The sequence below is a fragment of the Oscillibacter sp. 1-3 genome, from assembly GCF_000403435.2.
Classification (GTDB): domain Bacteria; phylum Bacillota; class Clostridia; order Oscillospirales; family Oscillospiraceae; genus Oscillibacter.
On sequence record NZ_KE159708.1, the window covers coordinates 339,789 to 362,808 of the forward strand.

At 58.3% G+C, this 23,020-nt stretch carries 24 protein-coding genes; 21 read left to right on the forward strand and 3 right to left on the reverse strand.

The genetic code is table 11. The features are described from left to right. The first annotated feature begins 74 nt into the window (after positions 1 to 74). From C816_RS11975 to C816_RS12070, 20 genes are all read left to right on the forward strand, one after another. Positions 75 to 1,391 carry a flagellar hook-basal body complex protein gene (locus tag C816_RS11975; protein ID WP_016322653.1) on the forward strand — a complete coding sequence of 439 codons (1,317 nt, stop codon included), beginning with the start codon at positions 75 to 77 and terminating at the stop codon, positions 1,389 to 1,391. 82 nt (positions 1,392 to 1,473) lie between these two features. Then, positions 1,474 to 1,689 carry a flagellar FlbD family protein gene (locus C816_RS11980; RefSeq protein ID WP_016322654.1) on the forward strand — a complete coding sequence of 72 codons (216 nt, stop codon included), beginning with the start codon at positions 1,474 to 1,476 and terminating at the stop codon, positions 1,687 to 1,689. 58 nt (positions 1,690 to 1,747) lie between these two features. Continuing rightward, positions 1,748 to 2,575 (forward strand): motility protein A, encoded by an 828-nt coding sequence (locus C816_RS11985; RefSeq protein WP_016322655.1) that lies wholly within the window; start codon positions 1,748 to 1,750, stop codon positions 2,573 to 2,575. Positions 2,576 to 2,600: 25 nt separating this feature from the next. Further along, positions 2,601 to 3,377, forward strand: a complete 777-nt coding sequence (locus C816_RS11990; protein WP_016322656.1) for a flagellar motor protein MotB — start codon at positions 2,601 to 2,603, stop codon at positions 3,375 to 3,377. A 74-nt stretch (positions 3,378 to 3,451) separates the two neighbouring features. Next, complete coding sequence (locus C816_RS11995) at positions 3,452 to 4,456, forward strand: flagellar motor switch protein FliM (RefSeq protein ID WP_016322657.1); 1,005 nt, start codon at positions 3,452 to 3,454, stop codon at positions 4,454 to 4,456. A 5-nt stretch (positions 4,457 to 4,461) separates the two neighbouring features. Next, complete coding sequence (fliN, locus tag C816_RS12000) at positions 4,462 to 5,901, forward strand: flagellar motor switch protein FliN (protein WP_016322658.1); 1,440 nt, start codon at positions 4,462 to 4,464, stop codon at positions 5,899 to 5,901. Positions 5,902 to 5,968: 67 nt separating this feature from the next. Continuing rightward, on the forward strand, positions 5,969 to 6,337 hold the full coding sequence (locus tag C816_RS12005) for a response regulator (protein ID WP_016322659.1): 369 nt from the start codon (positions 5,969 to 5,971) through the stop codon (positions 6,335 to 6,337). Between the two features lie 26 nt (positions 6,338 to 6,363). Continuing rightward, positions 6,364 to 6,741, forward strand: coding sequence for a FliO/MopB family protein (locus C816_RS12010; RefSeq protein ID WP_016322660.1), 378 nt, complete (start codon positions 6,364 to 6,366; stop codon positions 6,739 to 6,741). Between the two features lie 20 nt (positions 6,742 to 6,761). Then, positions 6,762 to 7,418, forward strand: coding sequence for a flagellar type III secretion system pore protein FliP (gene fliP / locus C816_RS12015; RefSeq protein ID WP_371254372.1), 657 nt, complete (start codon positions 6,762 to 6,764; stop codon positions 7,416 to 7,418). An 18-nt stretch (positions 7,419 to 7,436) separates the two neighbouring features. Further along, complete coding sequence (locus C816_RS12020) at positions 7,437 to 7,700, forward strand: flagellar biosynthetic protein FliQ (RefSeq protein WP_016322662.1); 264 nt, start codon at positions 7,437 to 7,439, stop codon at positions 7,698 to 7,700. A gap of 12 nt (positions 7,701 to 7,712) precedes the next feature. After that, positions 7,713 to 8,477: a flagellar biosynthetic protein FliR gene (locus tag C816_RS12025; protein ID WP_016322663.1), complete on the forward strand. Its 765-nt coding sequence runs from the start codon at positions 7,713 to 7,715 to the stop codon at positions 8,475 to 8,477. A gap of 43 nt (positions 8,478 to 8,520) precedes the next feature. Beyond that, positions 8,521 to 9,588 (forward strand): flagellar biosynthesis protein FlhB, encoded by a 1,068-nt coding sequence (gene flhB / locus C816_RS12030; RefSeq protein WP_016322664.1) that lies wholly within the window; start codon positions 8,521 to 8,523, stop codon positions 9,586 to 9,588. A 90-nt stretch (positions 9,589 to 9,678) separates the two neighbouring features. Then, positions 9,679 to 11,778, forward strand: a complete 2,100-nt coding sequence (flhA, locus tag C816_RS12035; protein ID WP_016322665.1) for a flagellar biosynthesis protein FlhA — start codon at positions 9,679 to 9,681, stop codon at positions 11,776 to 11,778. Next, on the forward strand, positions 11,775 to 12,611 hold the full coding sequence (locus C816_RS12040) for a sigma-70 family RNA polymerase sigma factor (RefSeq protein ID WP_016322666.1): 837 nt from the start codon (positions 11,775 to 11,777) through the stop codon (positions 12,609 to 12,611). The genes flhA and C816_RS12040 overlap by 4 nt, the downstream gene beginning before the upstream one ends. Positions 12,612 to 12,616: 5 nt before the next feature. Then, complete coding sequence (locus C816_RS12045) at positions 12,617 to 13,369, forward strand: flagellar hook-basal body protein (protein WP_016322667.1); 753 nt, start codon at positions 12,617 to 12,619, stop codon at positions 13,367 to 13,369. A gap of 24 nt (positions 13,370 to 13,393) precedes the next feature. Further along, positions 13,394 to 14,140, forward strand: a complete 747-nt coding sequence (locus tag C816_RS12050; RefSeq protein ID WP_016322668.1) for a flagellar hook-basal body protein — start codon at positions 13,394 to 13,396, stop codon at positions 14,138 to 14,140. 14 nt (positions 14,141 to 14,154) lie between these two features. Beyond that, positions 14,155 to 14,772 (forward strand): chemotaxis protein CheC, encoded by a 618-nt coding sequence (locus C816_RS12055; protein ID WP_016322669.1) that lies wholly within the window; start codon positions 14,155 to 14,157, stop codon positions 14,770 to 14,772. Next, a complete protein-coding gene (locus C816_RS12060; protein ID WP_016322670.1) occupies positions 14,762 to 15,241 on the forward strand; it encodes a chemotaxis protein CheD in 480 nt (159 codons plus the stop codon). Before C816_RS12055 ends, C816_RS12060 begins: the two co-directional genes overlap by 11 nt. 75 nt (positions 15,242 to 15,316) lie before the next feature. After that, positions 15,317 to 16,237, forward strand: coding sequence for a chemotaxis protein (locus tag C816_RS12065; RefSeq protein WP_016322671.1), 921 nt, complete (start codon positions 15,317 to 15,319; stop codon positions 16,235 to 16,237). A 22-nt stretch (positions 16,238 to 16,259) separates the two neighbouring features. Beyond that, positions 16,260 to 17,570, forward strand: a complete 1,311-nt coding sequence (locus C816_RS12070; protein ID WP_016322672.1) for an EAL and HDOD domain-containing protein — start codon at positions 16,260 to 16,262, stop codon at positions 17,568 to 17,570. A gap of 190 nt (positions 17,571 to 17,760) precedes the next feature. Here C816_RS12070 and C816_RS12075 read toward each other — a convergent pair whose 3' ends face one another. The 3 genes from C816_RS12075 to C816_RS12085 all read right to left on the reverse strand — a co-directional run bounded on the left by C816_RS12075 (position 17,761) and on the right by C816_RS12085 (position 20,291). After that, entirely contained in the window at positions 17,761 to 18,681 is a 921-nt protein-coding gene (locus tag C816_RS12075; RefSeq protein WP_016322673.1) for a carbon-nitrogen hydrolase family protein, read from the reverse strand. Between the two features lie 122 nt (positions 18,682 to 18,803). Then, complete coding sequence (locus C816_RS21860; protein WP_016322674.1) at positions 18,804 to 19,487, reverse strand: late competence development ComFB family protein; 684 nt, start codon at positions 19,485 to 19,487, stop codon at positions 18,804 to 18,806. A gap of 24 nt (positions 19,488 to 19,511) precedes the next feature. Then, positions 19,512 to 20,291 (reverse strand): ParA family protein, encoded by a 780-nt coding sequence (locus tag C816_RS12085; protein WP_016322675.1) that lies wholly within the window; start codon positions 20,289 to 20,291, stop codon positions 19,512 to 19,514. Positions 20,292 to 20,464: 173 nt separating this feature from the next. On the opposite strand from C816_RS12085, the gene fliD reads away from it, so the two are divergent. Beyond that, on the forward strand, positions 20,465 to 23,008 hold the full coding sequence (gene fliD, locus C816_RS12090; RefSeq protein WP_016322676.1) for a flagellar filament capping protein FliD: 2,544 nt from the start codon (positions 20,465 to 20,467) through the stop codon (positions 23,006 to 23,008). The last annotated feature ends 12 nt before the right edge of the window (positions 23,009 to 23,020 follow it).

A 23,020-nucleotide genomic window follows, 5' to 3' on the forward strand; every position in this document is an offset into this window, starting at 1 on the left:
CGGAGGCCTTTGCACCCCGCCCGACTGACGGGGCGCGGACGGCGCCAGAAATCGAAAGGAGACAATTATTCCCTATGACTGGATCAATGTACGCATCCATTGGAGGCCTGAAGGCGCATATGCAGAAGCTGAGCGTCATCGGCAACAATGTGGCAAACGTCAACACCCAGGGCTATAAAACCCAGCGCACCGTGTTCCGGGACAGCGTGTACAGCATGTACCGCAGCGGTTCCGACGGCACGCAGGTGGTGGGCGGCAAGAACCCCTCCCAGCTGGGCTACGGCTCCATGGTGGCCAGTATCGACCTGGATATGACCTCCGCCACCTACAACCCCGGCAACTCCACGGACTGCGCCATCGTGGGCGACGGATTCTTCCTGGTGGGCGACAAGGATGTGGCCAACATCATCGACCCCACCAACCCCACCAGCTTCAAGAGCCTGAACCTCAGCCGCGTGGGCGATTTCCACCAGGATGCCAACGGCTACTTTGTGGACGGCACCGGACAGTGTGTCTACGGCTTTTTGTGCGTGGGTGTCAGCGCGAGCGGCGAGCCCATCATCAGCGACCAGCTGGTGCCCCTGCGGGTGCCCCGTATGGAGAAGGTGCCGGTGAATATCAAGACCGGCGAAGAGGTCGCGGTGGACGCCACTACCGGCAAGCCGGATGCTACCGCCGGCGTGGAGGGCACGGACTGGGAGTACCGCAACGTGATTCGCTGGCCCCAGTATAAAAACGAGAACGCCGGCGGCACTGGCGGCGGCACCGGCGGCGGCACAACGAACACCACCACAAATATCAAGCTCCAGGACGCCGTGAAAAAGGTGGGAACCGGCGACACCGCCACTACGGAGCCCCTGCCCCCCGCCACCATCGACGGCATCAGCATCGACGAGAAGACGGGCTGCATCTCCGGCACCACCAAGGACACCAAAGAGGAGATCGTGCTGGGCTATATCGCCATCGGCAGCGTAACCAACCCCAACGGCGTCAGCCACATCGGCAGCTCTTACTATACCGCAGGCGCCGGCGCCGGCGACCTGAACGTTACCATGCTGGGCGGCGTGGCCAAGGAGATCACCACCATTGACGCCCAGGGCAAAGAGGTTGTGGGCATGCACTACGTCAACGGCAGCATCCAGAGCCTCTACCGGACGGAGAACCAGGGCAACGCCAACGACCCGGTCAGCGAGAACGACCTGCCGGAGGAGTCCCAGCTCAACAGCGCCGGCAGCACCACGCTGATGACCGGCTTCCTGGAGGCCCCCAACGTGGACCTGGCTACTGAGATCTCCGAGCTTATCACCACCCAGCGCGGCTATCAGGCCAACACCCGTATCATCACCGTGACCGACTCCATGCTGGAGGAACTGGTCAACATGAAGCGCTAATCCCAAGACCTGAGATTTGACTGCGCGGTCCGCCGGGGCGCGTGAGGCGCCCCGGCGGACACGCCGGAAAGGACGGTATGCTATGATCCTTCTGACAAAGAGGAACCATGAGAAATTCCTGGTCAACCACCTGCAGATCGAGCACATCGAGTGTATCCCCGAGTCCAAAATTACCATGATGAACCACGACTATTACCTCGTCCGCGAAAGTGTGGAGGAGATCATCGATAAAATCGCCGTCTACAACGCCAAGGTTCAGGACATTCACCGGGAGATCTCGGTGACGGACAAGCGTTGAATAGATAGAAAATTTGCGGCCCGGACTTGACCGCCCGGGCGAAAGGGTGTACCATGACATGAATATCAACTATATCATTGGTTTGGTAGGCGCCTTGGCTGTGTTCCTATTCGGCTGTATTACCTCGTTGACGGTGTATCCGGAATTCAGCTTTTCGGTCAACATCGACAACCTGTGGAACTTCTTCGACGCGGCCAGTATTCTGATCGTCATCGGGTGTACGCTGTTCATCGTGGCAGCCAGCTTCCCCGGCTCCATGCTGAAGGCCATGCCAAAGCACTTCGGGATCATCCTGAAAACCAAGGTCTTTGATCCCATGCACTACATCGAGCAGCTGGTGGAGCTGGCGCAGATCGCCCGTAAGAACGGCCTGCTGTCCCTGGAGGAGAAGGCCAACGAGCAGACGGACCCGTTTTTCAAGCAGGCCATCATGCTGATCGTGGACGCCAACGACCAGGATAAGGTGCGGGCCATTCTGGAGAACGACATCGAGTGCATGAACGCCCGCCATGAGGACGCGGCAGCCATGTACGACAAGGCGTCCAGCGTGGCACCGGCCTTCGGCATGGTGGGTACGCTGGTGGGCCTGATCAACATGCTCAAGTCCATGGACGTGGAAGGCGGCGCGGGCGACCTGGGCGGCGCCATGGGTACCGCTCTGATTACCACGCTGTACGGCTGTATCATGGCCCACATGGTCTTCGGTCCTGTGGCCCAGCTGCTGCGCGGCCGGGACGAGGAGGAGGTCCTCTGCAAGCAGATTATTGTGGAGGGCGTGATGGCCATTCAGGCCGGCGAGAACCCCAAGGCCCTGAAAGAGCGTCTTTTGACCTACATGGCTCAGCGTGAGCGTGAGATGGGCGACACCAAGGGCGGCGGAGAGTGACAGACATGAGGAGAGGTGAGAAGCAGTGGCCCTAAAGAAAAAAAGCGGCGGAGGCGGCGGCGCCAACTGGATGGATACATACGGCGACATGGTGACGCTGCTACTGTGCTTCTTCGTGCTGCTTTACTCCATGTCCACCATTGACTCATCCAAGTGGCAGGCCATCGTCATGAGCTTCAATCCCATGGCGGCCAAGAATATGACGGAGACCCCGGGCGGCGAAGGCCCCAGCGCCGACGCCGACGAAGGCGGCGTCATGGAGGCGCAGGCGGAGATCGACGAGGACATTGAGGAGCTGTTTCAGGCCATTCAGGGCTATATCCAGCAGAGCAACCAGCAAAGCACCATCACCGCCGCCATGGACGGAGGAAAGATCTATATATCCTTTGGCAACACAGTGTTTTTCTCCGGTGAGAGCTCGTATCTGAGGCCGGAGGCTGAGCCGGTGCTGGACGCGGTCAGCGAGATGCTGGGCGCAGCCTCTGAGTCCATAAGCGAGGTGCGTGTCTTGGGCCATACCGCCCAGGGCACGCCCGGAGAACCCAACACGGTCCAAAGAGACCGGACACTGTCCAGCGAACGGGCGACCAATGTGGTGATTTTTATTCAGGAGAAGAACGTCATCGATCCGGTGAAGCTCATCAGCGAGGGCATTGGCCAGTGGCGGCCGGTGGCCACCAACGACACCTCGGAGGGCCGGGCCCAGAACCGCCGGGTGGAGATGATTATCAGCGGCCGGGACCTCCAGATGGAGGCCGAGGGCGTCACCACCTATTACACAACGAGCTACACGACCCAGTAAATCCGTCTGTACGGAGCCGGGCCGCCCCAGGGCGGTGCGCGGCGTTTTACAGACCAGCACAGGCAGGGGGACTTATGGCAGATGTATTATCACAAGCTCAAATAGACGCTTTGCTGAATTCTGTCCGCAGCGGCGAGAAGGATTTGGAGAAGTCGCCCGCTGAGCAGGAGAAAAAATACGCAAAATACGACTTTGCCAGTCCGCGGAAGTTTACCAAGGACCGGATCAAGATGTTGAACGGCATCTTTGAGAACTACTCCCGGGTAATCGGCTCCCGCCTGAACGCCCGTCTCCGGGCGAGCTGCGAGATTACGGTGGAGAGTGTGGAGGAACAGCACTACTACGAGTTCTCCAACGCGCTGACTGAGGGAGACGTGCTGGCGCTGGCGGATGTGGACATCAAGGAAGCCCCGCAGGAGCAGCCGGTGATGTTTTACCTCTCCACCGCCACGGCCCTGAGCATGATGGACCGCCTGATGGGCGGCGAGGGCGCGGTGGACGACGACCTGGACTCGGAGTACAGCTACACGGAGCTGGAGCTCAGGCTGTACGAGGATCTGGTGCAGGACATCATCTCCGTTTTGGGCGTCAGCTGGGAAAACTACGTTCCCATTCGATTTACCTATAACCACACGGATGCAAACCCCACGCTGAGCCAGCTGCTGGGCGTGGATGAAACCGTGGTGATTGTGGATTTGAAGATGCAGTTCACCAATCTTTCGGGCCGCATGAGCATCTGTTTCCCGGGGGATATGCTGATGGCCGTTTTCGCGGAGATCAGCCGGGAGAACCCCGTGCGGAAAGTGGCGGTTGAGGATAAGTCGGACGAAATCTTTGACAGTTTGCAGGACTCCAGTTTGGAGATCGTGGCGGAAATGGCGGATACACAGCTGTTTCTCAGCGATATTTACCATTTGAATGTGGGCGACGTCATCGATCTGGGGTACTCCAAGGACTCCCCCATTTATCTGGAGATCGGTGGCTACCACTGGTTTACGGGCCGCATGGGGACCCATAAGAAAAATATGGCTGTGAAGATAGATGACGTATGCTATCAGGCCGAGCAAAGGAGCGAATAGACGGTATGGAGAAACAGTTATTCAGTCCGATGGATATTGACGCCCTCGGCGAGATGATGAATATCAGCCTCGGCTCCTCTGCGACAGCGGTTTCCAATTTGCTGGACCACCGGGTTGACATCACCACGCCCAAGGTGACGGTGGTACCCACGGAAGAGTTTACCATCGGCAACCTGGAGCCCGCCATGGGCGTTGAGATCAAATATGTGGAGGGCCTGGAGGGAAGCAACATCATGCTCCTGCGCCGCCGGGACATCAAGGTCATTGTTGACATCCTGATGGGCTCGGAGACGCCGGACGAGGAGTTCGAGCTCAATGATCTGACCATCAGTGCCGTGTGCGAGGTCATGAACCAGATGATGGGCGCGGCCGCCACGGCTATGAGCGATTTTCTGGGCTTCCCGGTGGACATTTCCACCCCCAAGCCCTTTGAGCTGGAGGATCTCCAGGCCTTTAAGGAAAACCACCTGCCCAAGGGGGAGGACACCCTGGTGGTGGTGCGGTTCGCCTTGAAGATCGAGGACGCGCTGGAGAGCGAGTTTATGAATGTCATCACCGTCAAGCTGGCCAAGGAGCTGCTGAAAGGACTTGGCCTGAGTGACGACGGAGAAGAGGAGGCGGCCCCAGCGCCGGCTCCGGCCCCCGCTCCGGCCCCAGCGCCGGAACCCTCCGGCGGCAGCCATATGATGAGCCAGGAGGAGATCGAGCGGATGCTGTCAGGCGGCGGAGAATCCGCATCGGCCCCCGCGCCGGAGCCCTCCGGCGGCGGCAGCCGTATGATGAGCCAGGAGGAGATCGAGCGGATGCTGTCAGGCGGCGGAGAATCCGCACCGCCCCCTGCGCCGGAGCCCTCCGGCGGCGGCAGCCATATGATGAGCCAGGAGGAGATCGAGCGGATGCTGTCAGGCGGCGGAGCCGCCGCACCCTCCCCTGCGCCTCAGCCCGCTCCTGCGCCTCAAGCTGCTCCAGCGCCTCAGCCCGCTGCCGCGGCGGCCCAGCCCGCGACGGCGGCGGATCTGGGGAGCATGATGGCGGCTATGATGACAGCTATGACAACGGCTATGGCCAACAACGCCCCCGCACCGGCCGCCGTGCCGAAGCAGCCGGACCCGAAGGTCATCAACACCAGGCCGATGCCTATGGAGGAGATGGACGTGACGGAGGTTCTTGGCAAGGAACAGGCTCAGAATCTGGACCTCATTATGGAGGTGCCTTTGCAGGTGTCGGTGGAAATTGGCCGCACCCAGCGGAAGGTGCAGGAGATCCTGGCCTTCTCCAAGGGCTCCCTGGTGGTGCTGGATAAGCTGGCCGGCGATCAGGTGGACCTGTTTGTCAACGGCAAGTGCATTGCCCGGGGCGACGTGGTGGTCATCGACGATAATTTCGGCGTTCGGGTCACAGAGATTGTGCAGAACCCTGGTTTCGAGCTTCCCAAGAAGAAATAGGACACGAATGCAGGGATAATCAAACGAAATATGCAAATTACTAAGATTGAAAAGGATGGATACGACAATGGCTAAGAAGATTTTGCTGGTCGACGATGCCGCATTCATGCGGAAGATGATCAAGGATACCCTGAGCAAGAACGGGTATACCGAACTGTTCGAGGCTGTGGACGGCGCGGACGCGGTGGAGAAATTCGGTGAGATCGGCCCCGATCTGGTGATTATGGACATCACTATGCCCAACATGGACGGCCTGGAGGCCCTCAAAGCCATCCGCGCTAAGGACGGCGGCGCCAATGTGGTCATGTGCTCCGCCATGGGCCAGGAGAGCATGGTCATGGACGCGGTCCGCTCCGGCGCCAAGGATTTCATCGTCAAGCCCTTTAAGCCTGACCGGGTGCTGAAAACCGTGACCAACATCCTGGGCGAGCCCTGATTGAAATGCTGGGGGAGGAGCCTGAAATGCTGGGAGGGAATCCCTTCTTCTCCCTCCTGTGGATGATTGTCAGCGTCATTGTAATCATTGGCCTGGCCTACTGGTTTACCAAATATGTGGCCGGCCGGGGGGGGCTGGGCGCCTTTGGCCCGTTGAAGGCGGGCGGGGGTCTGAAAGTTCTGGCCCAGCTGCCCCTGGGACGGGATCAAAAGCTGATTGTGACGCAGGCGGGAGGTCGGTTCTTCCTCCTGGGTGTTACCGCCACGGAGATCTCCATGCTGGCGGAGTTCACAGCGGAGGAGGCCGCCCTTTGGCAGGAGCAGGCCGGAACAGCGGAAAAGAGAGAGACGCCCAGCTTCCGCGAGGCGCTGGACACGGTTTTGCGCCAGAAAGGGCGGAGGTGAGGAAATTGCTGCCAGAGGGCTTGATTAGTATCAACGGCGACAGCGTGCAGGTGCTGGAAATTTTGTTCCTGACCACCATGATTACGCTTTTGCCATCGCTTCTGGTGATGACGACCTCCTTTGCCCGGTATATCATCTCCTTTTCCTTTTTGCGCACGGCCATGGGCACCCAGCAGACACCGCCCAACATGGTGCTGGTGGGACTGGCGCTGATCCTGACCTATTTTACCATGGCGCCCACCCTTTCCCAAATCAAGACCGAGGCCTACGACCCCTATGTGGCGGAGGAAATCAGCCAGGAGGAGTTTTTGGAGCTGGCCTCTGTGCCGCTGAAAGAGTTCATGCTCCGCAACACCCGGGAGAACACCATGCGGATGTTCTGTGACCTGGCCCATGTGGATATGCCGGATATCAGTGATCCGGCCGCTATGGAGCTGCCTATGCGGATCATCATCCCCTCGTTTATGACCACGGAGCTCCAGCGGGCCTTTACCATCGGACTGCTGCTGTATATCCCCTTCATGCTGATCGACATCGTGGTTTCCTGTACGCTGATGTCCATGGGTATGATTATGCTGCCGCCGTCCATGATCTCCGCGCCGTTCAAGCTGCTGCTGTTTGTGACCCTGAACGGCTGGGAGCTTCTGTTTTCCAACCTGGTACAGGGATTCCGCTAGCGGAGGGAGGTCTGAGAGATGATAGATACGGCTGCTGTGTCGGATCTGATGCGGGACGCTGTGGGCCTGGTCATCAAGCTGGGCGGCCCCATGCTGGTGCTGAGTATGCTGGTGGGCGTCGTAGTGGCCATCTTTCAGGCCGTGACCCAGATTCATGAGCAGACCATCGGTTTCATTCTCAAGGTAGTGGTCATTGTCTCCGTCCTCCTGATCGGCGGCGGCTGGATGCTGGAATCCCTGCAGGAGTATACCAGGGAGCTCTTCGCCCTGATTGCCTCCTGACGGAGATGGGATATGATTGATTGGGCTGAGCTCACGCTCTTTATATATATCACGGTCCGTATCAGCGGTTTTGTGCTCTTCAATCCCGTTTTGGGACGGCGGAATATCCCCGGGATCTTTCGCAGCGGTTTTGTGCTGGTGCTGTCGGTGTTTGTGATCTCCTTTGCGGCGCCAGACACTGTGCGCGTTCCCGCCAGTCTGATCGAGATGGCGTTTCGTATTCTGCTGGAGCTGGCGCTGGGGTATCTGCTGGGACTGGTGATGAACTTTTTCTTCTATATCCCTCAGCTGGCAGGGCATGCCATTGACACCCAGATGGGCATGACCATGAACCAAGTCTACGACGCCAGCGCGCAGGCAAACCTGTCGGTGACCAGCATACTGCTCAACACCTTGATGACGCTGCTGTTTTTTACCGCAGGCGGTCATCACACCCTGCTGCGGCTGATGCTGACGTCCCATGAGGTTGTGCCCTTCGGCGCCGTCACGTTTGGAACGGACGCGGTTAACGCCCTGCTGGAGCTCTTTATGGAATGCACCCTGCTGGCGGTAAAGCTTTGTATGCCTATTCTGGCGGCGGAGCTGATCGGGCAGCTGGGTATGGGCGTTTTGATGAAGGTGATTCCCCAGATCAACGTGTTTTCCATCAATATCGAGCTGAAAGTGTTAATCGGTTTGGCATTGCTTTTGCTGCTGATGGCGCCTTTCAGCGAATTTCTGATAGAGGCGGAGCGTACTATGCTGGACAGCATGCACACTCTGCTGGGCCTCCTTTAGGAAGGCCGCGGGAATTGACGACAGGCCCAAGGGGGGATGAGCGTTGGCCGAAGGTTCCAAGACCGAAAAGGCGACACCTAAAAAACGACGGGACGAGCGAAAGAAAGGCAACGTCTTCCTCAGTCAGGACGCAGTGGCGGTTACGACGCTGCTGGGCTCCTGCGCCGCGCTGTGGCTGATGGCCGGAAATATTATTCGGCAGGTATCCGCTTTTATGACCGCGTGCCTTGAGGCCTGCGGCGCGGGTCTCCCTGTGGGAGATCAGGTGGCGGAATTGGAGTACCAGGGAATTTTGCTGCTGGTAAGAACCGTGCTGCCGCTGCTCCTGGTCACAGCCGTCTGTGCCGTCGCGGCCACCTTTGCCCAGACGAGGCTTTTGGTCAGTGGCGAGCTGCTGCGGCCCAAATTCAGCCGGATCAATCCCCTGCAGGGGCTTAAGCGGCTGTTTTCCCTGAAAAGTGTGATCGACGCTTTGAAGGGGATTATCAAAATCATCTTGCTGCTGGTAATTATCTACATCAGTCTGGAGGACATGGTCCTGGAGAGCTATAAGTATCTCTATACGGACTTGCCTGCGGCCTGCGGCCACCTCTTTGACAGCGCGAAGAGCATGGTGATTCGAATCGCCGTCGCCTTCATCGCCGTGGCTGCACTGGATTTCATGTACCAGTGGTGGGACTACGAGCGGCAGCTGAAAATGAGCAAGCAGGAGATTAAAGAAGAGTATAAGCAGACGGAAGGCGATCCCCAGGTAAAGGGAAAGATCAAGCAGATCCAGCGGGAGCGGGCCCAGCGGCGCATGATGCAGCAGGTGCCCTCTGCCGATGTGGTTATCCGAAACCCCACCCACTTCGCGGTGGCGCTGCGGTACAAACCGGAGCAGGATGCCGCCCCCATCGTTCTGGCCAAGGGCCAGGATGAGCTGGCGCTGCGAATTGTGAAGGTTGCGGAAGAGCATAAGGTGGCGGTGATCGAGAACGTGCCGCTGGCCCGTTCCCTCTACGCCTCCACGGAGCTGGATCAGGAGATCCCCCCCGAGCTCTATGGCCCGGTGGCGGAGGTGCTGGTCTACATCTTCCGGCTGAATAAAGATAAACGACTGGTAAAATAACGGGGCCGCTGCGCCGCAGGGCGGAGAGGCCGGGCATGAGGCCCGGTCCGGCGGCGGAAAGGAACCTACGGAGCGGGAGGTGACCGGCGCGTGAAGCGGGTACTGAACAATGCAATATCCCTCGGTGTCGTGGTCATCGTTTTGTTTTTGATCATCCCGCTGCCGACCCAGCTGCTGGACTTTCTGCTGATTATCAACATCGGCCTTTCGATCATGATCCTCATGATCACTATGAACATTTCGGACGCGCTGGAGTTTTCCATCTTCCCGTCCCTGCTGCTGGTTACCACGCTGTTCCGATTGGGACTGAACGTGTCCACCACCCGGCAGATTCTCCGTCAGGGTTATGCCGGCGAGGTCATTCAGAATTTCGGTAACCTGATCACCGGCGGCAATATCGTCATCGGCGTGGTCATCTTTCTGATCATCGTGCTGGTGCAGTTCATCGTCATTACCAAGGGCGCCGAGCGCGTGGCCGAGGTGGCCGCCCGCTTTACCCTGGACGCCATGCCCGGCAAGCAGATGGCTATTGACGCCGACCTCAGCTCCGGCCTCATCAACGAGCAGGACGCCCGGGAGCGGCGCCATAAGATCCAGAAGGAGGCCGACTTCTACGGCGCTATGGACGGCGCCACCAAGATCGTCAAGGGCGATGCCATCATGTCGCTGCTGATCACCATGATCAACTTCCTGGGCGGCGTGATTATTGAGATCCTCATCAACCACGGCGAGTTTGCCAGCGCTCTGACCCGCTATTCAATCGTCACCATCGGCGACGGTCTGGTATCACAGCTGCCGGCGCTGATGATCTCCACCGCCACCGGCATGATCGTCACCCGGTCGGTGTCCGAGGGCAGCCTGAACAAGGATGTCATCAAGCAGTTCAAGGCCCAGCCCAGAGCCATTATAACCACCGGCATTATTTTGTGGTTTTTGGCGGTGATTCCCAATACGCCCCATCTGGCTCTGGCTATGGGCGGCGGCGTACTGGTGGGCGGCGGCGTGTTCATCAGCCGCCGCATGGAGCAGGAGCGGATCGCCGAGGAGGCCGCCGCCCAAAGCGCGGAGGTCCAGCCGGAGGCCGCGGCGCCCAGCGAGACCGATTACTACAAGGACATCAACAATGTCTACTCCCTGCTGTCCGTGGAGCCCGTGGAGATGGAGTTCGGCTACAGCCTGATCCCTATGGTGGACGAGAGCCACGGCGGCAAGCTCATCAGCCGCATTGTCATCTTCCGGCGGCAGTACGCCCAGGACATGGGCTTTGTGTTCCCCTCCATCCGCCTCCATGACGCCTCGTCCCTGGGGACAAACCAGTACGTCATCCGGATTCGGGGCGAGGAGGTTGCCCGGGGCGAAATCCTGGTGGACTATTATCTGGCCCTGGAGCCGGCCAATCCCCTGGGGGAGGTGGACGGCATCGAGACCATCGAGCCCGCTTACGGCATCCCCTCCCGGTGGATTCTGCCGGAGAACAAGGAGATGGCGGAGATCTACGGCTACAACGTTATCGATCCCCTGTCCGTCATGCTGACCCACCTGTCGGAGACCATCCGCAAGTATGCCCACGAGCTTTTGAACCGGGCGGAGACCATGCAGTTGGTGGAGAACCTGAAGCGCACGGAGCCGGACCTGGTGGAGGAGGCCATCCCCAACGTCGTTACCTACGCCACGCTGGAAAAGGTTTTGCGGAACCTCCTGCGGGAGGGCGTGCCCATCAAGGACCTGGGCATCATCCTGGAGACCCTGGTGGACAGTCTTTCCCAGGGGCGGGACATCGACGCCGCCACGGAGCAGGTCCGCGGCGCCCTGGCCCGCACCATCACCCGCCGCTTCTGCGAGGACGGACAGCTCCGGGTGGTCACCCTGGACGCGGAGGTGGAGAAGAAGATCATTGCCTCCCTGACCCGAAACGAGCAGGGCGTGTATCTGGCTATGGGGCCGGACCTCATGCAGCAGATTGTGGGACAGCTGGCGGAGCAGATGCACAAGTTCAGCGACCTCTCCCAGACTCCCATCATTCTGGTGAGCCAGGTGATCCGCGGGTATTTCAGCAAGATGATTACCCAGTTCTATCCCAACGTCTATGTGCTCTCCTTCAATGAGATCACCAGCAACGTGCAGATCCAGGCCCTGGGCAACATCACGCTGGACGCCCCCGCCCGGGACAGAAGGGCGGTGGGAACATGAGCGAGGCCGCGGCCGTCAGGCAGTATACCGAGCGGGAGATCGAGGCCATGGAGACCCAGGATCTGCTGCGCCTCTACAAGGAGACCGGCAACGAGGAGCTGAAATGGCCCCTGGTTCTGCGGTACGAGGGACTGATTAAGAACGCCGCCATGCAGATTCGAGGGGTTTACAGCAGCTTTGCCCAGATTGACGACATCATCAACGAGGGCATTTTGACGCTGCTGTGGGCCATTGACAAATATGACCCCGACAAGGGGGTCAAGTTTGAGACCTATGTCTCCAAGCGCATTCGGGGCATGGTCATCGACCTGGCCCGAAAGCAGGACTGGATGCCGCGAAACGTCCGCCAGCGGGCCCGGGAGATCGACATAGCTGCAGCGGAGCTCTCCTCGGAGCTGGGGCGCTACCCCACGGAGGGGGAGATGGCCGAGCGGCTGGGGGTGACGCCGGAGCGGTACCAGAAGGACGCCGCCAACGTGGCGCTGAGCAATATCCTCTCCCTGGATATGCTGATGGACACCCGGGAGGACGGCTACCAGCTGGAGATCCCCTCCAGCGACAGCCAGAGCCAGCCGGAGACGGCGCTCCAGGAGCGGGAGATGCAGCGGGCCCTGGCGGCGGGGATTGCCACGCTGCGGAAGAACGAGCAGATCGTCCTCTCCCTCTACTATGAGAAAAACCTGCATCTGAAGGAGATTGCCCAAGTGATGGAGCTCAGCGAGCCCCGGATCTCCCAGATTCACACCCGGGCCATTCAGAAGCTGCGAAGCTATATGGAAGCATACATGAATGACGATGGGGAAGTCCCCAGCGCCAGGAGGAAGAAGGGGTAACATATATGTATAAGGGCTTTTACAATCTCACCTCCGCCATGCTGACTCACCAGCAGAACCTCAATGTGATCGGCAACAATATGGTGAACATCTCCACAGCCGGCTATAAGCAGCAGCGGTACACGGCCAGCACCTTTGACGACGTGATGTACAGCCGGGTGGGCAACATTTACAACATTGGTGAGGAGATCGGCCGCCAGAGCTATATTCGGGCCCCCAGCCAGATCTACACGGATTACACCCAGGGCATTCAGGAGCCCACGGGGCTGCCGCTGGACTTCGCCATCAACGGCGACGGCTTTTTCGCCGTGCAGGATGCGGACGGCGAGATCGCCTATACCAGAATGGGCAACTTCACTTTGAACAACGAGGGATACCTGTGTCTCCCGGGCTACGGTCAGGTCCTGGACCCGGAGGGTCAGCCCATCTACCTGGGGACGGATAAGGTCACAGCCACGGAGCAGGGACTGATCTACTACGACGGCGGCGGCCTGATCGGCAGACTGGGCGTCTATGTCTTCGAGGACAACGAGCAGCTGGTCCACAACGATATGGGCCTTTTCACCGGCGAGGGCGCCCAGGCCGCGGAGAACTTCGAGGTCTGGAACGGATACCTGGAGCGGTCCAACACGGATATGATTAAGCAGATGACGGAGATGATTACCTACCAGCGGGCGCTCCAGAGCGCTGCCCAGATCAGCAAGATCTACAACGAGCTGATGACCAGAAGCGCCAGTGACGTGGGCCGGATAGTCTGATTTGACTGAGGAGGCTGCCAAGATATGAATCAATCTTTTTTCATCGGCGCAGTGGGCGCCCACCAGCAGCTGAAACGGCTGACCGTTCACAGCAACAACATCGCCAACGTCAACACATACGGCTTCAAGGCGGAGAAAAGCCGCTTCACCGCTCTGATGTACGACAATATCCGGGCCGTTGAGAACGATGAGCTGCCCTCCGGCGTGGGCTCCGCCCTGTGGGTCACGGATACGGATTTCTCCACCGGCTCTCCCGTCATCACGGAGCGGGATCAGGACTATATGATCGTGGGAGACGGATTCTTCGCTGTGGTTGATTTGGCCAGCAATGAGGTCTCCCTCACCCGAAACGGCGCCTTTGTGGTCTCTGAGCTGCAGCGCGCCAGCGGCGAGCTGGACGATGAGGGCGTGCCCATTATGGAGACGGTCTACTACCTCTCGGACAACCAGGGGCGTTTTGTCCTCAGCCGCAACGGCGGCATGATTGAGGTGGACGACCAGCATGAGGAACAGCCGGTGGGTGTGTTCGACTACATCAATTACAGCGGCATGGAACATATCGACGGCACCCGGTTTCTGGCCGTGGACAAGAACGGCGGAATCCGCCTGAGCGACAGCCAGGTCGTTCAGGGCGTGGTGGAGCAGTCCAATGCCGATTTGGCGGAGGAGCTCACGAAGGTGATTGAGACCCAGCGGGCCTACGGTATGGCATTGAAAATGGTGCAGACCTCCGACGAGATCGAGAGCACCATCAACAGCCTGAGCAGCTGAGATAGGAGGGGCTAATGACGATTAAAAATTATGACGAGCTGAGTTCCCTGGAGCTGGACACGCTAAAGGAAATCGGCAGCATCGGCACCGGAAACGCCGCTACGTCCCTGTCCGCCCTGATCGGAAAGCCGGTGCGCATTCAGACGCCGGAGGTCCGCATCATGGGCTACAATGAGGCCATCGAGTGGATCGGCGGCCCGGAGGAGATTACCGCCGGCGTGCTGGTGGGCATGAGCGGGCAGATCAGCGGCATCATGCTCTCTGTGCAGCAGCTGGAATTTGTGAATCTGGTGCTGGACAGATCTGTGGAGGATTACATGGAGCTCCAGGAGCTGGAGAGCTCGGCCCTGACCGAGGTGGGCAACATCATGATCTCCACCTTCATCAACGCGCTGAGCGGACTGGCCGGCATTGACATCGAGCTGACGGTTCCCGCCTTTACCGTGGATATGCAGGGCGCCATCATGGCGGTGCCCATGGCGGAGTACGGCGGGCAGTCCGACTATATCATGACCATTGGCGGGAATTTCATCTGCAACGGGAAGGAGATTCCCTGCCGCCTGTTGTTATCACCGGACATCCGGTCTCTAAACTTTTTGCTGAGGAAGCTGGGAGTAGACAGTGGAGAGTAAGATTACAATCGGCATCGCGGATATGAAAATGGCACAGAACAGCGGAATGCTGATCACCTATGCGCTGGGGTCCTGTATCGGGATCTGTTTGTACGACCAAAAGATCAAGCTGGGGGCATTGATCCACATCATGCTGCCGCTGAACATGGAGCCGGGCCGCAAGAATACAATGAAGTATGCCGACACGGGAATCCGTGAGACATTAAAGATGATGGAGGCCAAAGGAGCCTCCCGCAGCCGCATCACCGCCAAGATCGCGGGCGGCGCCAAGATGTTTGAGATTAAAGGCGGGTCGCTGTCCAACATCGGACAGCGAAATATTGAGAGCGTACACAACACCCTGAAACGGGAGGGCGTCAAACTTTTGCAGGAGGATGTGGGCGGCACAGTGGCCCGCACGCTGCTGTTCGACGTGGGCACTGGTCTGGGCTGTGTCCGCTGCTATGGCAAGCCGGAGCGCATTTTCTAAAGAGAGGGCCGACCGCACGCGGGGACTGACGCGGCGTCTATCCCAAATACAACCATTGGAAGGAGTGTTCGGAACATGTTGGAAGAGGATAAAAGGGGCATTTTGCTGGAGTCCGGCACAAACGAGATCGAGGTCATGCAGTTCACCATCAACAACAGCCTGTACGGCATCAACGTCGCAAAGGTCAAGGAGATCATCGTCTCTGCGCCGGTGAAGAGCATGCCTCACGCCCACCCGGCGGTGGAGGGCATCTTCAAGCCCCGGGACCTTGTGATCACGGTGGTGGATCTGCCCAGATACCTGTTGGGTGTGGAGACGGAAAAGGGCCCCAAGGACCTGTTCATTGTCACTAATTTCAACAAGATGAATATTGCCTTCCGGGTCCACACAGTGGTGGGCATCAGCCGCATCTCCTGGAAGGACATCCAAAAGCCCGACAAGACGGTGTCCGGCGGAAACGAGGGTGTGGCCACCGGCATTGCCCAGTGCGGCAGCGACCTTGTCACCATCCTGGACTTTGAGAAGATCGTGGCGGAGATCGCACCGGAGACCACCATCCAGATGTCGGAGATCGACCAGCTGGGCGAGCGCCAGCGCAGCGACGCAGCCATCCTGGTGGCGGAGGACTCCGTGCTTTTGAGCAAGATGATTGAGGAGGCCCTTCACAAGTCCGGATATGTCAACACCCGGATGTTCCCCGACGGGCAGGAGCTGTGGCACTATCTCAACACCATCCGCGGCGAGAAGCTGGACAAAAATGTGTCCCTGGTTATCACGGATATTGAGATGCCCCAGATGGACGGCCACCGGCTGACCAAGCTGATCAAGGACGACAAGGAGTTTACCCATCTGCCGCTGATTATTTTCTCCTCCCTGATTACCGAGGAGATGCGCCGCAAGGGCAAGGAGCTGGGCGCGGACGAGCAGATGAGCAAGCCGGAGATCGGCCATCTGGTGCGGGTCATTGACCATTTGCTGGATGTAAAGGCCAAGTAACAACGGTAAAGAAGGGAACCCCATGGCTAGTAAATATATTGTAAGGCAGCCGATCAAGGATGTCAGCGGAAAGATTCTGGGCTACGAGATTCTGTATCACGGGGAGAACCAGGCTTTCAGCGCGGACAATTCCTCCGCCGGCGATTTTGCCTCCGCTGACACGGTGTACAGCTTTTTGACACAGAACAGCACCAAGGCCCTGAAAGGCTCCTTGAATTTCATGACCTTTACCACTGCGCTTCTGATGCGGAAGACGCCCCGTCTGTTCGACCGGTCGGAGCTGGTGATTCAGATCGACGACAGCGTGATTATCCATCCTCTCTCCATGCGGTTTGTGGAGCAGTTTGCCAAGGAGGGGTACAAAATCGCGGTCAACGAGTTTGAGTTTGCCCCCCGCTATCTGACGCTGATGGACGACATTGACTACATCAAGATTAACGTCGAGGCCATTGCTCCGGCATCCATGCGCAACACCATCGAGATCGCCCACAGCATGAACAAAAAGTGCATCGTCACCAACATTGAGGACGAGGCATGCTATCAGCAGGCGGTGAACATGGGGGCGGACGCCCTGGAGGGAACTTATGTGGCGGAGCGTGTGACCACGGCTGTCCACAACAGCGCCTATCTCCAGAGCAGCTTCTTCCAGCTGATGGTGGCGGTGACAAAGGATGAGCCGGACGTGGAGGAGATCGAGCGGTTGATCTCCATGGACGCCAGCCTGACCTTCGGCCTTTTGAAGATGGCCAACTCCGCCTATTTCGCCCTGCGGCACCGGGCCACGACCATCCATCAGGCCATCATGACCCTGGGTATGGGACAGCTGAAACAGTGGATCTATCTGCTGAGCGCCAGCAATATGGATAACACGGATATCAGCGGCACGGAGGAGTTTTTGAAGCTCTCCTTCATCCGGGCCAACTTCTGCAGTGAGCTGATGAAGCACGCCAAGGATATGCCCATCAGCCGGTCGGAGGCCTACTTGATGGGTATGTTCTCCACGCTGAACTACCTGGTGGACGCGCCGCTGGAGGAGATTCTGGAAGAGGTGCCCGTGGCGGACGAGATCAAGGCGGCCCTGACCCGCAAGGAGGGGCGGTGCGGAAAGCTCTATCAACTGGTCCTGAGCTATGAGACGGCCAACTGGAATGCCATCACCGCCTATGCTGAGGAGCTGGGGATTCCTAACCAGGTGATTACCAATATCTACTTTACCTGTATGGAGGATGTGAATTTCCTCTGGGATCAGCTGAACCACACCTCTCCCAACCAGGAGCCGGAGCCGGATAACCCGGGGGCCGCAGAACAGAAGAGCGCGGGAGACGCGGAGTGACATGACTGCGGGCTGGAATGGGCCTGCGGAAGCGCATAGACAATGTAAGAGCTCCGGCGCCTGGGGCAAGGCCTCATAGAGAAATAAAAGGCAATGCAGACCGCGATGGCCTGCATTGCCTTTTATACTGTGTACCGTTAGGAAACTATCAAGGAACGCACGCCGGCAGGAGAGCGCGATGGACTCCGGCCTATCTCTCGTTAACGATTAATTCCAGAACATCTGGTCTTGCATAATGTCCCACGGCATCGTGCTCCATTTTGCAAGCTGCGGGTAAACTCATATCGAGTTCCGCATAGATGATGGACTCCTGATCCCAGACTGGCTCGGTCACATAATGTCCGTAAGGGTCAACGATACAACTGCCGCCCCGACATACCATCTCCGGCTGCTGACTGATCGTTTCCGATTCATTTAGGTTAGAGGGATATGATGATTTTCGTACGATCATATCCGCATTGATAAAATAACACTTGCCTTCGATTGCAATATGCTGGATCGTCGCCTGCCATTCGGGATTGTCATTGGTATTTGGCGAGATGTATATCGTGATACCCTTTTGATAGAGGGCAACTCTTGCGAGGGGCATGTAGCTCTCCCAACAGATCATGCTTCCAATTGGTCCCCATGGAGTCTCCGTTACAGGGAAATAGTCTTTATTTGCATCTCCCCAGACGGTCCTTTCGGCTCCGGTGGGCTTGAGCTTACGATGTATTTTGTACGTTCCATCCGGTTCAAAGATGACATTGCTGTTATAGAGGGTCCCACTTACCGCATCTCGTTCGGAAAAGCCCAAGCTAACGTATGTCCCGGATTTCCTCGCCGCTTCTGCAAGCGCTTGAAATTCCATATCGCCAGCTACAACAGAAGCGTCATAGTACTTTTTCCAATCCTCCCTGCCGGCTGCGGTTCTTTTGCCCATACTGAATCCAAAATTCATCCCAATTGGGTATCCGGGAATGAAAAGCTCAGGAAAAACAATCAGATCGGGTTGCTGCTGCATTGCCGCATCAATATATTTCAGAACCTTCTCAAGGGATGCTCTCTTATCAAACATTACAGGTTCCGCTTGTATCAATGCAACCTTACAGGTATGAACTAAATCTTTCATAGTGCTTACTCCTCTAAAAACCAACAATTTATCGATTAGTTCATGGAAGATGACTGCTTTTCAGAGGGCGGCAGCTTCCTTGCAGGAGCCGCTCCCGGACCGCCGGATCTCTTTTCACAGGGTCAGCCTCTGCCGTGGTGGGGGGATTTGGCCACGATTTTGCAGGCCTGCATCAGCTGGGTGGTGATGTCGCTGCTGTGCTGTACCTCATAGAAGGTGAGCTTGGGGATCATCTCGCCCTTGCTCATGACCACATACTTGGGCGGCAGGTGGCTCAGGGTGTAGGCCATGACGTCCACCATGCAGTGGTCGCAGCAGCACATGCCGGAGGCGCGCATATACTTCTCCGCCTTCTCCCGCACCAGGACCTCCATGACGTTGACATAGGCGGGCGGCTCGTACTCCGCGCGCTGGGGCGCCGCTGCCTCGGGTGCGGCAGGCTCTGCGGACTGAGGCGCGGGCGCGGCGGCCTGGGGCTGCGGCTCCGGGGCGGACTTGGGCGCGACGGGCGCCGTGCGGGCCGGCTCCGGCGCGGGAGGCGCCGGCGTCTGAACGGCGGGCTCCTCCGTGGTCAAAGAGGCCTCCAGAGCATCTTTGATCTGGGAGGAGACGGCGGCGTCGGCATTGATAGAGGTGATGATAGGCGGGATCGGCGCGGCCGTGGGTGCGGCAGACTCCTGCGCGGCGGCCGCGGGGGCCGCCGTCTCCGCCTGAGGGGCGGGAGCCGGTTCCGCACTGCGGTTTTTGCTGAGCAGATTCATCACATGGGCAGTTTTGCTGGTCTTGGAATCCCTATTTGAGGCCATAACGAACTCTCCTTCATGTAAAATTTATCGTTTTTTACGGCGGGGGAACCTGTCCCCTGCCACGGCGCTGACAATTTTTTGCAGGTCCCGGGCGGAGGTGGCGTCCGGCTTGTAGCTCAGAACGCTCTGCCCGTAGGCCGGGGCCATGGCCACGCTGACGCTCCTGCGAATCCTGGCGGGGAACACCTGGCTGTGCAGCTGTTCCGCCACCTGTTCCGCCAGGTCCAGAATGTCCCGGGAGAGAGTGAGACGGGGGTTGTACTTGTTCAGCAGGATGCCCAGAACCTTCAAATTGGGATTGAAGGAATTCTGCACCGTCTCGATGATGTCCTGGATCTGGGAGATGCCCACCAGGCTCAAAACCTCCGCCTCCATGGGGAGAATGATGCCGGTGGAGGCCACGTAGGCATTGATGGTCAGGATGTTCAGCGAGGGCGGCGTGTCGATGATGATGAAGTCGTAGCTGTCTTTCACAGCGTCCAGCTGCTGGGAGAGCATGAACTCCCGCCTGGGAGCGGTGAACTCCACCTCCGCGGCGGAGAGCAGGATGTCCGAGGAGAGGATGTCCCCGTACTCCGTATGGGCGATGGCCTGTTCAATGGCACAGCTTCCCTTCAGCACATCATAGACCGTGTAGCCGTCGCCGATGTCCAGGCCCAGGGTGAAGCCCAGGTTTCCCTGGGGGTCCAGATCAACGCCCAGGACCCGGGCGCCCCGTTCATGCAGGCCGCAGACCAGGGCGGAGACGACTGTGGTTTTTCCAACGCCGCCCTTTTGATTGGTAACAGTGATGATTTGCGTCAAAGGTTTTTCCCCCTTACTGTAAAAACTATGTGCGGACCTCTTATTTTTATTATACTATATGTCGATAAAAAAACATAGAGGAATTGTAAAAAAACTTTATCCGGCGGCCGGACCTCTCTATACCCGGAACGGGACCGGGCCGGGATGTTATTTCATGAAGGGAGTGGATCACTATGGCATCGATCAGCGGCACCAGCAGTTCCAGCGCCAACAGCATATACGGCACCAGAAATGTCATCAGCGGCCTTGCCAGCGGCATGGATACGGAGAGCATGATCGAAAATGCAATCTCCGGTTATAAGACCAAAATCTCCGGTCTGAACCAGCAGCTCACCAAGCTGGGCTGGCAGCAGGAGGCCTACCGGGACATCATCGGCAAAATGGCAAGCTTCAGCTCCAAGTACACCTCTTATACCTCCAGCACCAACCTGATGTCCAGCACCTTTTTCAATCAGGCGGTGCGGGCGGTGGCCAACGGAGCCAACGCCGCCAAGGTGGCGGCCTCCGGCAGGGGCACCAGCGACGTGGCCATCAACGGCGTGCGGCAGCTGGCTACCGCCGCCACTTACAAGCTCAGCGGCTCCGCGCTGCTGGGGGGCACGGGCAGTGAGTACGCCGCCGCCGCCGGCACCGAGAGCTTTGATCTGGACAAGATGACTGTCAGCAGCTTCAGCGGCACTATGAACCTGACCTACGGCAGTAACCAGTACCTGTCCTTCACGTTCAGCGAGAGCGACGCGTTCAACAGCATAGAAGAATTGGCGGAGAACATGCAAAAGCAGCTGGAGAACCAGACTATCAGCCTCTCCGGCGGCGGCAGCAAAAAGGCCTCCGAGATGGTGAGCGTGGAAGTCGACAAGGTGAGCAACACCATCTCCTTTAAGGATAAGGCCAACAACCAGGTCTATATCAGCAGCGTCAGCGACAGCATGACGGAGGCCTTTGCCGTCAGCACCGGCGAGGGAAATAAATCCTTCCGGGTGAAGTCTCTCACCAAGGAAGTGGACAGTGTGGACTATCTCAGTGATTCTCCTCTGAGCATTACCCTGGACGGCGTGACCAAGAGCGTCAAGATGCCGACCAAGGAAGATATTATCAACCAGCTCAAGGCCCAGGCGGAAGAGGAGAGCAAGAAGCCGGACGGGGACCGGGACAAGGTGCAGGCCATCAGCGACCTCATTGAGAAGCTTGGCAAGGGTGCGGAGCTGACCGATGACGAGAAGCAGATGCGGACCGACGCCTATATGGACGCGCTGCAGGGCGGAATTGACAAGGCATTCGGCACGCTGGAAGGCGGCGCCAAAAAGCTGGAGGTTAAGAACCTCTCCACAGAGAGCGGAAAAATCCAGCTGCAGTTCGAGGCCGGCCAGAAGGGCTCTTCCTTCGCGGTTTCCTCCAGCAAGGGCAAGTCCATGGGCTTTGGCGATACACAGCTGACCAGCTACCTCAATACCAACAAGACGCTGAAAGACCTGCTGGGCGAGGAGGGCCTCAAGGGCCTGGAGACCGGCACCGACAAGGATGGAAACACCATCTATGCTCTGGAAATCAACGGCGTGAAAATCGGCGACTTCACAGAGAAGACAGAGCTGAGCACCATTCTCAGCCGCATCAACAGCAACAAGGAAGCCGGCGTCAACGTCACCTACTCCAAGCTCACCAACGAGTTCACCTTTACCGCCAAGGAGACCGGCACTGCCGGACAGATCGAGTTCAGCGACAAGGGCTTGGGCGGCAAGCTGTTCGGCGGCGCGAAGCAGACCACCGAGGGCCAGGACGCAATTTTCACCGCCACCGTTGACGGCAAGGTGATGGAGCTGACCCGCAGCTCCAATATCATCGATTTCGACGGCCTCACCGTCACCCTCAAGGGCGAGTTTGGATATAAGCAGGAGGTGGACGCCGACGGCAATCCGGTGCTGAACGAGAAGGGCGAGCCCAAGTATACCAACGAGCTGGACCCGACCGCGGAGAAGATCACCTTTACCTCCAGCGCCGATTCCGATAAAATCGTGGATGCCATCAAGTCCTTTGTCAACGACTACAACGAGATGATCACCCAGATTAAGGAGGCCTACTCCACCCTGCCCCTCCAGACCGCCAGCAAGCAGTATTACGAGCCCCTGACCGACGACGACAAGGAGGGCATGAGCGAGAGCGCCATTGAACAGTGGGAGGAAAAGGCCAAAACAGGCCTGCTGTTCGGCGACCGGGATCTGTCCAGCCTGTACAGCCGTCTGACCTCCGCCGTGTCCATGTACGGACAGGACGGCGCGGACTTGAAGGCCGCGGGTATCACCGTGAATTACAGCAACGGCCTGAGCACGCTGTCCTTTGATGAAAACACCCTGCGGGATACGCTGGACAGTGACCCGGACCGGGTGCGGGACATCTTCGTCAAGAGTAAGAGCAGCGGCGCCGACACCAACGGCATAGTAGCCGCCATTAAAGAGCCCCTGGACGTCTTCGGCGCCACCACCGGCGCCACGAAGGGCACGCTGGTGGAAAAGGCGGGTTCTCCGCTGGCTCCCACGACGATCTATTCCAACTATATCCAAAAGCAGATGGACAATCTGAATACACAGATTGAGAAGTGGCAGGATAAGATGTCCGATCAGGTGGACTACTACACCACCCAGTTCACCCAGCTGGAGCAGCTGATCGCCCAGATGAACTCCCAGAGTTCCACGCTGTCCCAGATGATGGGCGGCTATTGATAAAGAGTGCCA